At 42.1% G+C, this 14,692-nt stretch carries 12 protein-coding genes and 1 other annotated feature; of the genes, 3 read left to right on the top strand and 9 right to left on the bottom strand.

Features of this window, described 5'->3' with window-relative positions:
• Positions 1-34: 34 nt before the first annotated feature.
• On the bottom strand, positions 35-1,303 hold the full coding sequence (gene tyrS / locus AC20OE_RS05375; protein WP_039180668.1) for a tyrosine--tRNA ligase: 1,269 nt from the start codon (positions 1,301-1,303) through the stop codon (positions 35-37).
• A 53-nt stretch (positions 1,304-1,356) separates the two neighbouring features.
• Positions 1,357-1,588 (bottom strand) — a binding site (T-box leader).
• A 58-nt stretch (positions 1,589-1,646) separates the two neighbouring features.
• Positions 1,647-3,371 carry an acetate--CoA ligase gene (gene acsA, locus AC20OE_RS05370; RefSeq protein WP_487268643.1) on the bottom strand — a complete coding sequence of 575 codons (1,725 nt, stop codon included), beginning with the start codon at positions 3,369-3,371 and terminating at the stop codon, positions 1,647-1,649.
• Between the two features lie 155 nt (positions 3,372-3,526).
• Between acsA and AC20OE_RS05365 the strand changes: the two genes are divergently transcribed.
• From AC20OE_RS05365 to AC20OE_RS05355, 3 genes are read left to right on the top strand one after another with little or no spacing between them, the layout of a single operon-like run.
• The gene (locus AC20OE_RS05365; RefSeq protein ID WP_247544423.1) at positions 3,527-4,159 is read left to right on the top strand and encodes a GNAT family N-acetyltransferase; all 633 of its coding nucleotides are present in this window, start codon (positions 3,527-3,529) and stop codon (positions 4,157-4,159) included.
• A 39-nt stretch (positions 4,160-4,198) separates the two neighbouring features.
• Positions 4,199-4,840, top strand: coding sequence for a CBS and ACT domain-containing protein (locus AC20OE_RS05360; protein WP_024424849.1), 642 nt, complete (start codon positions 4,199-4,201; stop codon positions 4,838-4,840).
• On the top strand, positions 4,837-5,997 hold the full coding sequence (locus AC20OE_RS05355; protein ID WP_039180680.1) for an acetoin utilization protein AcuC: 1,161 nt from the start codon (positions 4,837-4,839) through the stop codon (positions 5,995-5,997). Before AC20OE_RS05360 ends, AC20OE_RS05355 begins: the two co-directional genes overlap by 4 nt.
• 44 nt (positions 5,998-6,041) lie before the next feature.
• On the opposite strand, the gene ccpA is transcribed toward AC20OE_RS05355, so the two are convergent.
• The 7 genes from ccpA to AC20OE_RS05320 form a co-directional block, all read right to left on the bottom strand.
• Entirely contained in the window at positions 6,042-7,043 is a 1,002-nt protein-coding gene (ccpA, locus tag AC20OE_RS05350; RefSeq protein WP_024424851.1) for a catabolite control protein A, read from the bottom strand.
• A 451-nt stretch (positions 7,044-7,494) separates the two neighbouring features.
• Complete coding sequence (locus AC20OE_RS05345) at positions 7,495-8,571, bottom strand: bifunctional 3-deoxy-7-phosphoheptulonate synthase/chorismate mutase (RefSeq protein ID WP_034279528.1); 1,077 nt, start codon at positions 8,569-8,571, stop codon at positions 7,495-7,497.
• A gap of 222 nt (positions 8,572-8,793) precedes the next feature.
• Positions 8,794-9,117: a bacillithiol system redox-active protein YtxJ gene (ytxJ, locus tag AC20OE_RS05340; RefSeq protein ID WP_039180682.1), complete on the bottom strand. Its 324-nt coding sequence runs from the start codon at positions 9,115-9,117 to the stop codon at positions 8,794-8,796.
• Positions 9,118-9,150: 33 nt separating this feature from the next.
• A complete protein-coding gene (locus AC20OE_RS05335) occupies positions 9,151-9,621 on the bottom strand; it encodes a YtxH domain-containing protein (protein WP_039180684.1) in 471 nt (156 codons plus the stop codon).
• Between the two features lie 26 nt (positions 9,622-9,647).
• Positions 9,648-10,067, bottom strand: a complete 420-nt coding sequence (locus tag AC20OE_RS05330; protein ID WP_039180688.1) for a DUF948 domain-containing protein — start codon at positions 10,065-10,067, stop codon at positions 9,648-9,650.
• 222 nt (positions 10,068-10,289) lie between these two features.
• Positions 10,290-11,588, bottom strand: coding sequence for a UDP-N-acetylmuramate--L-alanine ligase (gene murC / locus AC20OE_RS05325; protein ID WP_039180691.1), 1,299 nt, complete (start codon positions 11,586-11,588; stop codon positions 10,290-10,292).
• Between the two features lie 303 nt (positions 11,589-11,891).
• Entirely contained in the window at positions 11,892-14,624 is a 2,733-nt protein-coding gene (locus AC20OE_RS05320) for a DNA translocase FtsK (protein WP_281733695.1), read from the bottom strand.
• Positions 14,625-14,692: the final 68 nt, after the last annotated feature.

The following is a 14,692-nucleotide window of genomic DNA, read 5'->3' as shown; positions in this document are numbered from 1 at the left end:
TGCTTTTCCATGATGTTTACTGTTTCATAAAGATTTATTTATACGTCACAAGGAAGTATTTCTTTTTCCCTCTTCTTAAAACGGTAAATTGGTTTTCAATTCGGTCGTCAGCTGAGAGCACATAGTCTTTATCTGTTTGTCTCTCTCCGTTGATGGAGACAGCACCATTTGTGATATCTTCACGTGCTTGACGCTTTGATGGAGACAGCTTTGATTCCACAAGAATATCAACTAGTGTTAATTCTTCTGTACTGCTTTTCTCCATTGATGGAACATCCTTAAAGCCTACTTTCACTTCTTCAGCTGTAAGAGATTTGATCTCGCCTTTAAATAGTGCATTTGAGATGTTGACTGCCTGTTCTAGTGACTCACGGCCATGTACAAGTGTTGTCACTTCCTCTGCTAGACGGCGCTGCGCTTCACGCTTTTCAGGTGCTGTTTGCACTTTTTCTTCGTACGATGCGATCTCTTCTTTTGATAAGAACGTAAAGTATTTTAAGTATTTCACGACATCACGGTCATCTGTGTTGATCCAGAATTGGTAGAACTCATATGGAGACGTTTTTTCTTTATCTAACCAGATAGCGCCGCCTTCTGTTTTACCAAACTTTGTGCCGTCTGCTTTTGTGACAAGCGGCATCGTCAGACCGAATGCTTTTGCTCCTTCTGCTTCAGACTTACGGATCAGCTCAAGTCCAGATGTGATATTTCCCCACTGGTCACTTCCGCCGATTTGCAGCTTACAATTTTCATTTCTGTAAAGGTTTAAGAAGTCTAAAGACTGCAGGATGACGTAGCTGAATTCTGTGTAAGAAATCCCTGTTTCGATACGTGAGCTCACGATATCTTTTGCCAGCATAAAGTTTACACCGAAGTTCTTTCCAATATCACGAAGGAACGTGATAACATTCATTTGGCTGATCCAGTCGTAGTTATTCACGATGACGGCTGGGTTCTCGCCTGCTTCAAAATCAAGAAATTGAGACAGCTGTCCTTTGATTTTATCTGACCACTGTTCGACGATTTCTGCTGGGTTGAGTGAACGTTCTGCTTTTTTGAAACTAGGATCGCCAATGAGTCCAGTCGCACCGCCAACAAGAGCAATCGGGTGATGACCTGCTTCTTGGAATCTGCGTAATGTTAAAATTGGCAATAGATGACCAATGTGTAAGCTGTCAGCTGTCGGATCAAAGCCGGAGTATAGCTTGATTTTCTCTTCTGCTAATAATTTTGTTAAACCTTCTTCATCTGTTTGCTGCTGAATTAATCCTCTAAACGATAGCTCTTCCATCAATTGACTCATATCCAAATCTCCTTTGTTTAAAATGAAACATAAAAAACGCCCCTTCGAATGAACGAAGGGACGATATATATCGCGGTACCACCCTGCTTAAAAGACAAAAAATCTTGTCTTTTCACTTACACTGATAACGGACAGATCCGTTCTTTCACTAATCAGGGCATGCTCCTTTTCGTAAAAGCGGTTCGTGAGGGTAATTCGAATATCTCTTTGTACTGACTTGCACCAGCCGTCAGCTCTCTTAAACAGGGAAAGATCATTCTACTGAATCTCAGTCAAAACCTTTTCATATTCAACTAATGTCATTTTTAACACACTTTTGATATCAAGTCAACTGATGAAAAAATTAATCTTCCATTGTCGAAAGGTCGCCAGCAGGTAAATTCAGCTCCCACGCCTTTAGCACACGTCTCATAATTTTTCCGCTTCTCGTTTTTGGCAGTTTGTCTTTAAATTCAATTTCTCGCGGTGCCGCATGTGCTGCGAGTCCTTTTTTCACAAACGTACGAATCTCTTCTTTCAGCTCATCTGTCGGCTCATATCCGCTTCTGAGCGCAATAAATGCTTTAATAATCTCACCGCGGACCGGATCTGGCTTTCCAATGACACCAGCCTCTGCAATGGCTGGATGTTCGACCAGTTTACTTTCTACCTCAAATGGACCGACCCGCTCTCCTGACGTCATGATGACGTCATCGACACGTCCCTGGAACCAAAAGTATCCGTCTTCGTCCATATAAGCTGAATCTCCTGAAACATACCAATCTCCCGGCATAAAGTAAGATTCATATTTTTCAGGATTGTTCCAGATCGTATGCATCATAGAAGGCCAGCCTTTTTTAATCGCAAGGTTGCCCATCCGGTATGGCGGAAGTTCATTTCCTGCATTATCAACAATCGCCGCTTCTACGCCTGGAATTGGTTTTCCCATCGAGCCCGGCTTGATGTCCATGCATGGATAATTACAAATCAGCTGTGCACCCGTTTCTGTCATCCACCAAGTGTCGTGAATTCGCTTGCCAAAAACAGCATCTCCCCAGCGGATGACTTCTGGATTAAGAGGCTCTCCCACACTTAGCACATGACGGAGCGAGCTGAGGTCATATTTTTGAATGAGGTCATCCCCTGCCCCCATGAGCATTCTAAAGGCTGTCGGGGCACTGTACCAAACGGTTACACCGAGTGATTCAATGGTTTCATACCACGTATCAGGATTAAACCGGCCGCCTAAAATCACATTCGTCGCCCCATTAAACCACGGTGAAAAAATACCGTACACTGTGCCTGTAACCCAGCCTGGATCAGCTGTACACCAGTAAACGTCATCTTCTTTCAAGTCAAGCACCCATTTACCAGTCTGGCCTTGCTGCACCATTGCACCATGGACATGAAGCACACCCTTTGGCGTACCAGTAGATCCTGATGTGTAATGAAGCAGGAAGCCGTCTTTTTCATCCATCCATTCAATTTCAAGCTCCTTAGCTGCCTCCTCAAAGGCCTCTTCATAGTGAATTGTCCGAACGCCATTGACGTCTTCATTTTCACCGCCGACAATGATGACAGATTCAAGCTTTGGAAGCTCTGCAAATGGAATTCGTTCAAGTAGATCGGGTGTTGTCACGATCACCTTTGCTTCACTATTTTCTAAACGGTCTTTGACGGCACCTTCCATAAATGCCTCAAATAACGGGCCAACGATCGCCCCAATTTTCACTGCGCCTAGCAAAAGAAAATAGAGCTCAGGTGATCTTGGCATAAAGATAAACACGCGATCCCCTTTTTCCACATGTGCCTTTTCTTTGAATAGATTTCCCGCTTTGTTTGTGTTGATTTTCATATCCCTGAACGTATACTTTTCATCCCGCTCTGAATCTTTGTAGTGAAGCGCCACCTTGTTCTGACGAAACGAGTCCGCATGTCTGTCAATCGCTTCATAGGCTGCATTTATTTTTCCTGTTTCATACCAGGAGAAGTTTTTTCTAGCTTCCTCCCATGAAAAATCTTTGTATGCCTGCTCATAATCATTTAAATGATAATCCCCTTTTACTGATGGTAGCGTTTCCAATTTCATCAAACAGTCCCCCTTTGCATACGTTTACAATGACCATTATAGTATAGATGACTTTTTTTCTCAATTTTTAAAAAACTTCTGATGAAACCGTTTTAATTCTTACAAGATTTAAGATAGAATAGAGACGACTCACTAGAATTAGGGGCGGTGGATACGTGGAGCATCCTAAAACTTATTATTCAAAAACCATTGAGCGAGAAACAGGTTCCATCCTGATTGAAGGACCGGTACCTGCATCAGAGCTTGCGAACTATGCGTTTCATGAAGGACTAACGGCATTTCGCACGCCTGAGGAACAGAAACAAGCACTTGTTGAAATAGCAGATCTTCCAGAGGGACGTATTATCATTGCAAGAGTGAATGAGCTTGTCGTAGGCTATGTCACGTATTTGTATCCTGATCCACTTGAGCGCTGGTCAGAGGGCAAAATGGACAATTTAATTGAGCTTGGCGCAATTGAGGTCGCTCCTCCATTTAGAGGATGCTCACTTGGCAAGCATTTGCTTGATGTGAGCATGATGGATGAGCAAATGGAGAATTACATCATCATTACAACTGAATATTACTGGCATTGGGATTTAAAGGGGACAAAGAAAAACGTTTGGGAGTACCGCAAAATGATGGAGAAAATGATGAACGCAGGCGGTCTTGTCTGGTTTGCAACAGACGAGCCAGAGATTAGCTCACATCCAGCCAATTGTTTAATGGCCAGAATTGGGAAACATGTGAGTCCTGATTCGATCGAGCGTTTCGATCGTCTTCGCTTCCATCAGCGCTTTATGTATTAACGTTCAATTCGTTTTTTTGGCAAAGGGGATTGGTAAACAATGATGATTGAACAAATTATGGAGCGTGATGTGATCACGCTGCGAAAAACCGATACGATTGAAGAAGCCATTCAAAAAATGAGTGCACACCACATCCGGCATATTCCGATCGTATCTGATCAAGGATCTGTCATTGGGATGGTGACAGATCGGGATATTAAAAATGCCAGTCCAAGTATTTTTGAGACAGAGAAAAGAAAGCTCTTTATTCAGCGGCCAGTCGAAGAGATCATGGTATTAGAGACGATCACTGCTCACCCGCTTGATTTCGTTGAGGAGATATCAAGTGTCTTTTTTGAGCACGGAATTGGCTGTCTTCCGGTGGTGAGACGTGGCAAACTTGTAGGCATTATCACAAAAACAGATCTGCTTCGTACGTTTGTAAGACTGACAGGTGCAGATCAGCCTGGATCGCACTTAGAGGTTGAAGTGGAGCAGATGACTGAAGGCCTCGCAGACATTACAGCCATTTTAAAGGAGCAGCATATTCAATTGCTGAGTGTGCTTGTGTATCCTCATGCCAATGAGGCTTCTAAAGTGCTCGTATTCCGCCTTCAAACCATTCATGCAGATCATGTGACGAAGCTGATTCGCGCAAAAGGCTATAAGGTGCTCTGGCCTATGGAGCAGACGATCAAATGAAGGAAGCGACCTTTGTTTTTTCACCATCTTTTCAAACGTACCAATTTAACCAAGATCATCCCTTCAATCAGCTTCGTGTCTACTTAACTTATGATCTTCTTCAAAAAATGAAGGCGTTAACAGAGGATGAAATTGTCGCACCGCGTATGGCTACTCTGGAGGAATTAAAGCTCGTCCATACAGCAGATTATATCCAGGCCGTGCAGCGGGCAAGTGAAGGAAAGCTGTCTACAGCAGAGGGGGAACGCTACGGTCTTGGCACAGAGGATACACCGATGTTCGCAGGCATGCATGAGGCGGCATCTCTCCTTGTTGGCGGAACGTTAACAGCAGTTGATCAAGTGATGCTCGGTCATTCTCAGCATGCACTCAATCTTGGCGGCGGGCTTCACCACGGGTTCAAAGGGCGTGCATCTGGCTTTTGTATTTATAATGACAGCTCTGTGGCGATTCAATATATTCAAAAGACGTATGGCGCTAGAATTTTATATATTGATACGGATGCTCATCACGGCGATGGTGTCCAGTTCAGCTTCTATGACGACCCAGAGGTATGTACAGTCTCCATTCATGAAACAGGACGCTACTTGTTCCCTGGAACGGGACAAGTACAGGAAAGAGGCCACGATAAAGGCTATGGCTACGCCTATAATATTCCGCTAGATGCATTTACGGAAGATGAATCGTTCCTCGAAGCATACCGAACAGCAGTGACTGAGATTGCTGCTTTTTTTAAACCAGATGTGATTTTGACGCAAAACGGAGCTGATGCACACTACTATGATCCGTTAACTCATTTATCTGCCACTATGAAAATATATGAGGAAATTCCTAGACTTGCCCATGAACTTGCGCATCAATATTGTGACGGCAAATGGATCGCTGTTGGCGGAGGGGGATATGATATTTGGCGCGTCGTTCCAAGAGCGTGGAGCCGTATTTGGCTTGAGATGAAAGGCATTACACCGCCAGATGAACTCCCTCGGGATTGGATTCAAGCCTGGAATAAGCAATCGCCTGTTACCCTTCCACCTACGTGGAGAGACCCTGACGATTTATATCCACCGATCCCAAGAAAAGCAGAAATCACAGAAAAGAATGCTCAAACAGTAGAAAAAGCACTCATGCCTGTTAGAAGAGAAAAGAAAAAGGCATAAGAAAAGCAGGCTTTCCGTCATAAGGTAAGCCTGCTTTTTTTGTTTTATTTTGTTGATTGTCTTTCTTCAATTCTGTGCGGAAGCTCAACAATTTGATCGTCCACTTGTTCTTTGTTCATCAGCTTTGTGAGCAGTCTCATGGCAACAGCACCAATATCATATGTCGGCTGAACAACTGTTGTCAGCTGAGGACGCACCATGAGAGAAAGTCTTGTGTTATCGAAGCCAATCACTTCTAAATCTTCAGGAATGGATACCCCTCTGTCTTGTGCTCCATGAATGACACCTAGCGCCATTTCATCTGTAGCTGCGATAACAGCTGTCGGCTTGTCAGACTGCTCAAGCAGATGAGCAAGTGCTTCAATTCCAGAATCATAAGAGTAATCGCCTTCAGCGACGAGTGCATCGTCAAACGCGATGCCCGCTTCTTCAAGCGCACGCTTATAACCTGCAAGTTTTCTCACGGAATTAATTGGTTCTGACATTGGACCAGAAACAAACGCAATTCGTTTATGTCCTTTTTCAACTAACAGCTGAACTGAATCATAAATGGCCTGCTCATAATTGATGTTGACAGATGGTGTTTGAGCTTGCTCTTCCACAGATGCTGCAAGCACAATCGGAACAGGAGAGCGCTTAAATTCTTCCACATGCACGTCTGTGATGTTTCCGCCCATAAAGACAATTCCGTCTACTTGTTTACCGAGCATCGTATTTAACAAATGAAGCTCTTTATCAGTATTTTGATCTGAGTTGCTCAAAATGATGTTGTATTTATACATCGTGGCGATATCTTCAATACCGCGTGCTAATTCCGAATAGAAGATACTAGAAATATCAGGGATGATGACCCCAACTGTCGTTGTTTTTTTACTTGCTAGGCCTCGTGCCACTGCATTCGGACGATAGCCAAGGCGATCAATCGCTTCAAGCACCTTTTTTCTTGTTGTTGGTTTTACGTTTGGATTACCATTTACTACGCGTGATACCGTTGCCATACTTACATTTGCTTCTCTTGCTACATCATATATTGTAACATTATTCACATAAATCACTCCTTCAAATACACTTCATATCTATAGCATTCACCAATTGGATAGAGACATGTCAGATACGAGGAAAATAATATCCTATTTGTCATTAAAACGATGAAAAGAGACACATAATTTTTCAATCTACATCAAAATGACATTCTTTTATGAAATTATACACGTTTTTTTGTCATATGAAAACGTTCCCTTTCTTTTTATAACTAAATTAAACAAACTTTAAACAGCTTGTTACCTGTAATTTGAATCATATTTCATAAAAAACCATCGAGAACGCCAGCTATGACAATGATCTTAACAGATTCTATCGATTTTTAAAAATGAAAACATTGTGAACAAGCTCTTTTTGAACTTGCAATGTGCTTTCTTCCTTTCATTCCCAAACTTCATCGTATTTATTCCATAAAAAAACCGCCGGGCAGTTTCCGGCGGCTATTTTTATCTATGATTATGCGTGAATGTTGACAAGTGGTCTTAACGCATCTAACCATTTTTCGAATTGTGGAATGTCCATTTGCTGCGCTGAATCAGATAGAGCAACAGATGGATCTGGATGTACTTCTGCCATAACACCGTCTGCTCCAATCGCAAGAGCTGCTTTTGCTGTTGGAAGGAGAAGATCTCTACGTCCAGTTGAATGCGTCACATCAACGAAGACTGGTAAATGTGTCTCTTGTTTCAAGATTGGCACTGCTGAGATATCTAGCGTATTTCTTGTTGCTGTTTCGTATGTGCGGATACCACGCTCGCAAAGGATAATTTGATCATTTCCTTGGGCGATGATGTATTCAGCTGCATTGATGAATTCTGAAATAGTCGCTGCAAGACCGCGTTTTAAAAGAACTGGTTTCTTCACGGAACCGGCTTCTTTTAACAGTTCGAAGTTTTGCATGTTACGTGCCCCAATTTGGATGACATCAATATGCTCAATCGCTTCTTCAATATGAGCAGGATTAACAATTTCACTAATGACAGCAAGACCGTATTCATCCGCTACACGCTTTAGAATCTTAAGACCATCTACACCAAGTCCTTGGAAATCGTATGGACTTGTACGAGGTTTAAATGCGCCTCCGCGTAGTAGTTTTAACCCTTGTTGTTTCGCTGCTGCAGCTACTTCTGCAACTTGCTCGTAGCTTTCAACAGCACATGGTCCAACGATGAAGCGCTGCTTTCCATCACCGATCGCTTCCCCATTGATGTTCACGATTGTGTTTTCTGGTTTTTTCTTACGAGAAACAAGAAGTGCTTTGCTATGGTCATCTTCTTGAAGCTCTAGACCTGCTTTGAAAATCTCTTTGAAAATATGCTGAATGGTTGAGTTTTCAAATGGTCCATCATTTTCTTCAAGAATTTGGTTCAGCATTGTGCGCTCTCTGACAGGATCATAACGGTTGACACCTTGCGCTTCTTTCGCTTTTCCAATTTCTTTTACAATGTTTCCTCTTTCATTGATCAGTTTTAAGATTTGAAGATTTAGTTCATCTGCTTGCTGCCTCAATTTTTCTAGTTCATTGTTGCTCATTTTTGTCATCCTTTCCTCTGCCTGTTCTCGCTTTTTATTTTTTCATTCTTGCATGATAGGGTTTATTATAAACAAAGATTTCGGAATTGTCACGAAAATTTTCTTTATTACCCAAACGCTTTTAAGCGGTAAAGTATTGTATGTAAGATTATAGCATACTTTTCGTTCAAGTAAACCTTTTTTTATAAAAAAAACGTCAGCCGCTGCTGACGTTTCTTTCTTTTACAGATTATGTTCAAGCGCTTCTTTTGTAATGCTTGAGTGGGATGCATGCCACTTCACTTTTCCACCACTAAAGACGAGTGCTTGAGGACTTTCGTGCTTTACACCCGATTTTTCAGCCACGTAGGATGAAAGCTCTCTCGTATTTTGAATTTGCAAGAAATACGTTGGCACGTCTTCGTGTGCAGACGCAAATGCTTCAAACTCATGAAAAGCCGCTTGGCTGATCGGACATGTCAAACTGTGTTTAAAAAAGACAAACGTCCCATCTTGATTCGTTAGTTGATCAAACTGTTCTTCTGTTTCAATGAGTTGTTTTGACATGATGTTCTCCTTCTTCACTTCGAGCTGTGAGGGTTAGCCTTTAGTAGATTGTTCTACTTTTTCTTTGATATCTTTGATGCCGTCTTCAATTTCTGATTTTGCTTCTTGTGCTCGTACTTTTGCTTCATCAGCTACATCTGATGCTTCGCTTGCTAAATCAGCTGCCGCATCTTCTGCTTCACTTTTCACATGATTAGCTTTACCAGCTGCACGGTCTTTTATGTCTTTCACTTTGTCTAAAATCTGATTTGACTGCTCTGCTACAAGCTGAGACAATTCAGACGTTTTATCTTTCGCAATCGTCACATATTCAGTGCCTCTTTCTTTTGCATCTGTTGCGAGTCGATCTGTTTTTTCTTTTAAAACATTCGCTTGGGTGTTCAAATCATCGCGAAGCTCTTTCCCTGACTTCGGTGCTAAAAATAATGCTGTTGTTGCACCAACAATTCCACCAATAAGTGTTCCGATCAAAAAGTCTTTGCTATTGATTCCGTCTTTGCTCATGATTATTCCTCCTATGCGAATATGGTTTATTTTTGGTGTTTACGTTGTTTCCATTTCTTATAAATTTCAAGTGCTGCGTTACTCCAGCTTACCACATCCGTCACTTTTTCTTGATTTCTTTCAACGGATGAAGAAACCGCACCAGCTGCCTGCTTTATGCTTGTATTAAATTGGTTGATCGAGCCACCAATTCCCTGCACCGCATCCACAACTGTGTTAAGTTTTGCCGATTTGTCTTGAATATCTTCAGCAAGCTTGTTTGTCTTATGTAGCAACTGTGCTGTCTCTGTGGTGATGCCTTGCATCTGACCTTCAAGACCTTCTAAAGTTGATGCAACATTCTTTAATGTCAGCTGTAAGGATTTTAATGTTTTGGACAAATAGATGACAAGAATGAGGAAAGCAATTGCGATCAGTGCAACGCTTAGATATAGAATAATAATCATCTGATACCTCCTTTGCTGCGGGCATATTCAATTCATTACCCTCTCGTTGTATCATTCAAACATCGCCTAGAATGACCGATTGAATAATAATTCTACACTTATTCGCTAATTCCTGTCCACAGCGAACGAAAAAAAGCGGCACATGTTGACACATTTAGCTCTTTTGTCACATTTTATTCAAAATAAAAAAAGTGCCGCGTGAAACGGCACTTTTTTAAGCATTTATACAGCGACTTTTTCATAAGCGCGCAAATATTTTTGAATGTCTCCTGCTCCCATAAAGATCAGAATCGCATCTTCGTGCGCTTTCAGCACAGATGTATCTTCTTCCTCAATCAATTGGGCCTGCGGGATTTTTTCTCTTAAATCTTCAATGCTCAGCTTCCCAATGTTTTCGCGGGCTGAACCGAAAATATCACAAAGGTAGACATAGTCGGCTTTCTTTAGACTATCAGCAAATTCACTTAAGAATTGCTGTGTACGTGTGAAGGTATGCGGCTGGAAGACAGCCACAATATCACGGTCCGGATATTTTTGGCGAGCTGCTTCAATTGTGACTTCAATTTCAGTTGGATGATGTGCATAATCATCAATTAAGACCTGCTCACCGACCACTTTTTCATTAAAGCGTCGTTTCACACCGCCAAATGTCTTTAATGCGCCTTTGATAAGCTCTACATCAATGGATTCATAGTGACATAATGCGATAACAGCTAACGAGTTGAGGACATTATGATTTCCATAGGCAGGAATGTAGAAGGTATCATAAAACGTATTGCGTACAAATACATCAAATGTAGTGCCTTCCGTATTTTTCACAACATTGCGAGCTTGGAAATCATTTTCTTCGTTGAAACCGTAGTACACAACAGGTACCTTCGCTTGAATTTTTGGCAAGTGCTCATCATCACCGCAAGCAATAATCGCTTTTTTCACTTGAAGCGCCATGTTTTGAAACGCATCAAATACGTCATCAATATCTGAGAAATAATCAGGGTGATCAAAATCAATATTGGTCATGATCGCATAATCTGGATGATAGCTGAGGAAGTGTCTGCGGTATTCGCATGCTTCAAAGACAAAATACTCGCTGTTTTCTTTCCCCATTCCAGATCCATCACCGATTAAGTACGAAGTAGGTTTTGCTGCCTGCATGACGTGAGCAAGCAGTCCTGTTGTCGATGTTTTGCCATGAGCACCAGTAATCGCAACGTTTGTGAATGAATCCATGTATTCTCCAAGGAATTTATGGTAACGAATGACAGGAATCCCTTCAGAAAGGGCACGTTCAATCTCAGGGTGTGTATCAGGGAATGCATTTCCTGCGATGACCGTCATCCCTGGCTGAATATTATCTGGGTCAAATGGTAGAATTTTAATATTTCGTTCTTCTAATGCTTTTTGTGTAAAGATATGTTTTTCGATATCCGATCCTTGGACAGTATACCCAGTATCATGAAGAATTTGGGCCAGTGGACTCATACCTGTCCCTTTTATTCCAACAAAATGATAAACAGTCATAATTGTACCTCCAACAAACGTCTATCTGACTTACAGTATATGACGCTCATTTCAATTTGCAACTTGTGATTTTTGCCTCTAGCTGATCACAGATCGCAGCTCCAAATAAAGATTTTTTTCCGATCTTCCTATTCTAATCAATATTAACTATGATTAGTATCCGACAACTTTCCCATTTCTAACACCTGTTTCCGCTTATTTTACATAAAAAAGCGTTCTGGCAGACATGCGAAAAGCGTCCAATTACAAAATTGCACCTATGTGCTATCATACCATGTTTATAAAAAAAATGAAGTGGTTTGTTTAGATCAACTGTTCTAAGTCACTCAGCGTCATGAGCACTTCTCTTGGCTTACTGCCTTTTGCACCAGAAATCATGCCCTCACGCTCCATCATGTCAATCAGTCTAGCTGCACGATTGTAGCCAATTCTAAATCTTCGCTGCAAACTTGATGTACTAGCGCTATTCTGCTCGATGGCAAAACGACAGGCATCCATAAACAATTCATCTTCGTCTGTAATCGCAGAGCCTTGAAGCATTAGTTCCTCCTGTTCAAAGAGGAACACTGGCTTGCGCTGCTTTCTCACATGTGCCACCACTTGATCAATCTCACGATCTGATACAAAGTTCCCTTGCAGCCTTGTCGGCTTGCCGGAGCCATTTTCTAAGAAGAGCATGTCTCCTTTTCCAAGAAGCTTTTCTGCACCTGCCATGTCAATGATCGTTCTTGAATCAACCTGACTTGAAACAGAAAACGCAATTCTTGTTGGGATATTGGCTTTAATGAGACCTGTGATGACATCAACAGAAGGTCTTTGTGTCGCAATCAATAAGTGAATGCCGCATGCTCTTGCTTTTTGTGCAATTCGGCAGATGCTTTCTTCGACTTCATTTGGTGCGACCATCATTAAATCGGCCAGCTCATCGATCACCACGACGAGATAAGGTAGTTTTTCACCCATTTGTTTTTCTTTTACAAGCTCATTGAATCGTTTAATTTCTCTCACGCCAGAGTGTGCAAATAGTTCATAACGTCTTTCCATTTCATCCACTACCCATTTCAGAGCAGCTGTTGCTGTCTTGGCATCGGTAATGACAGGACTCACAAGGTGCGGAATGTGGTTATACGGCGCTAATTCAACCATTTTAGGGTCAATTAAGAGCATTTTCACTTCATCTGGTGATGCTTTAAACATTAAGCTCACTAAAATCGTATTAATGCAGACACTTTTTCCTGAACCAGTTGCTCCAGCAATTAAGCCGTGCGGCATTTTTTGCAGATCAACCACGACAGGCTGGCCTGAGATATCTAATCCAAGTGCTGCTGTTAAAGGAGATGGATTATCTCTAAAAGCACTGCTTCTGATCATTTCTCTTAAGAACACCATTTTACTGTGCAGGTTTGGCACTTCGATCCCGATCGTGTTCTTCCCTGGAATCGGTGCTTCAATTCGAATATCCTTTGCGGACAAACTAAGTTTAATATCATCTGACAGGTTCGTGATTTTGTTCACTTTGACACCTGGTTCTGGATGTACTTCAAACCTTGTCACAGAAGGGCCCTGTGTGACATGAACAACACTTGCTCTTACATTGAAATTTTTAAGCGTCGCATTAAGCAGCTCTGCCCGCTCTTTCACCCATGTCCCGTCCTCTTCTTTTTGAGCTGGCGGTACGTCTAAAAGGGCGAGACTTGGAAAAACATACCCTTGTGTGTCGGCTGCTTTCTTTTGCCCTTGCACGCGCTGATCGCTTTTTAACATCATGACATTAAACGGAACCGTAGAGGTTTGACCGCTTGCGCGTGGTGGCTGCGGAGATGTCTGTTTTGGTTCTTCTTTCTTGACTTCGTGCGTTTGTTCTTGCTGCTCTGTCTGTTCTATGACCGTTTCTGCCGGTTCAGATGCAGTTTGTTCCTCTGTTACTTGTTCTACTGGCATCACTTGTTCTTCTTCAATTTCAGCTTCTTGAACCAGCTGATCTTCCTGCAGGTCATGTTGGACTGGCTCAGCTTCTTCATATGCTGCCGCGGGCGCTTCTTCTTGTTTGTCTTCTATTTGATCAGCTTCTACTTCTTCCACTGGTTCTGCTGACATATTTTCTGTTAACGCCGCTTCTTCTTCTGCTAGAATGTCTGCTTCCATTTCAATCGCTGGCTGCGAAGGTTCCGGTGTTTCGAAGGTCAACATGTCTATTTCCACAGTATGATCTTCAAACTGATTAACAGGCTCGTCTTTTATTTCTTCTTCATCGCTGGTGGCAGCCTGTTCCGGCTCGGACTGTACCACCTGATCCTGATAGACTTCGGCTTGCTGCTTATGTAAATCAGCTTCATGATAATCTTCTGGCTCGTTTTCTTCTAGCTGGAAAGGCTCGTCAGTTAAACGTTCCATCGTCGATTGAACATGATCTTGATAAGCGAGTTCCTCTTCCAATGTATGCGGGGTTACTTCTGGCTCCTTATCCGCTCTCTCTTTTGCTGATGCTGAAACCATTTCCTCGATACGTTTTTCTTTCTGAATAGATGGGATGTTCATTTGCTGCCTGACATTCCGTTCACGCTCTGCCTCTTCTGATAACAGTGTGACACGCTGCGCCGTTTCTTCTGCTGCTTTCCTTTGAACTGATCCTGCTTCTTCTTTTGCTTCTGCCTTTTTTGGACGCATATCCTGATGATAGCCATAGATCGGTGATGGAATTTGCTCTGGCTTGAATGGCTTTTTATTCATATCAGGCTGAAGCGTTTGTTTAGGCTGATAGGTTGTCTGTCTAGTCTTTGACTGTCTTGGTTTGGCGTGTTTTCTCTCCGGCTTCACTCCGTCACGCAGAGGTTCATCTGGAACGAGCGGAAACCGAAAGTTGCCTTTTGGATATTCATAATACACTTTCGTATCTTCGATTTTTTTATATTCTTTATGCTGTTCAAAAGCTGGCTGCTTTGGTGCAGCTAGATCTTCTTCAGGTCTTACAGCTTTTTCTTCTTTCTTTTCTTCTCCTAAAAATACACTAAAAAATTTATCTAACCAACTCATCATTTATCACTCACTTTAACTCCCCTTACGTTTTCTTGGGCGATTTTTAGTATACCATTGCTTTTTCATGC

The organism is Bacillus sp. SRI_025 (assembly GCF_057592095.1).
The sequence above is the reverse complement of the archived record's forward strand: the minus strand, read 5'-3'. Positions and strand labels throughout refer to the sequence as shown.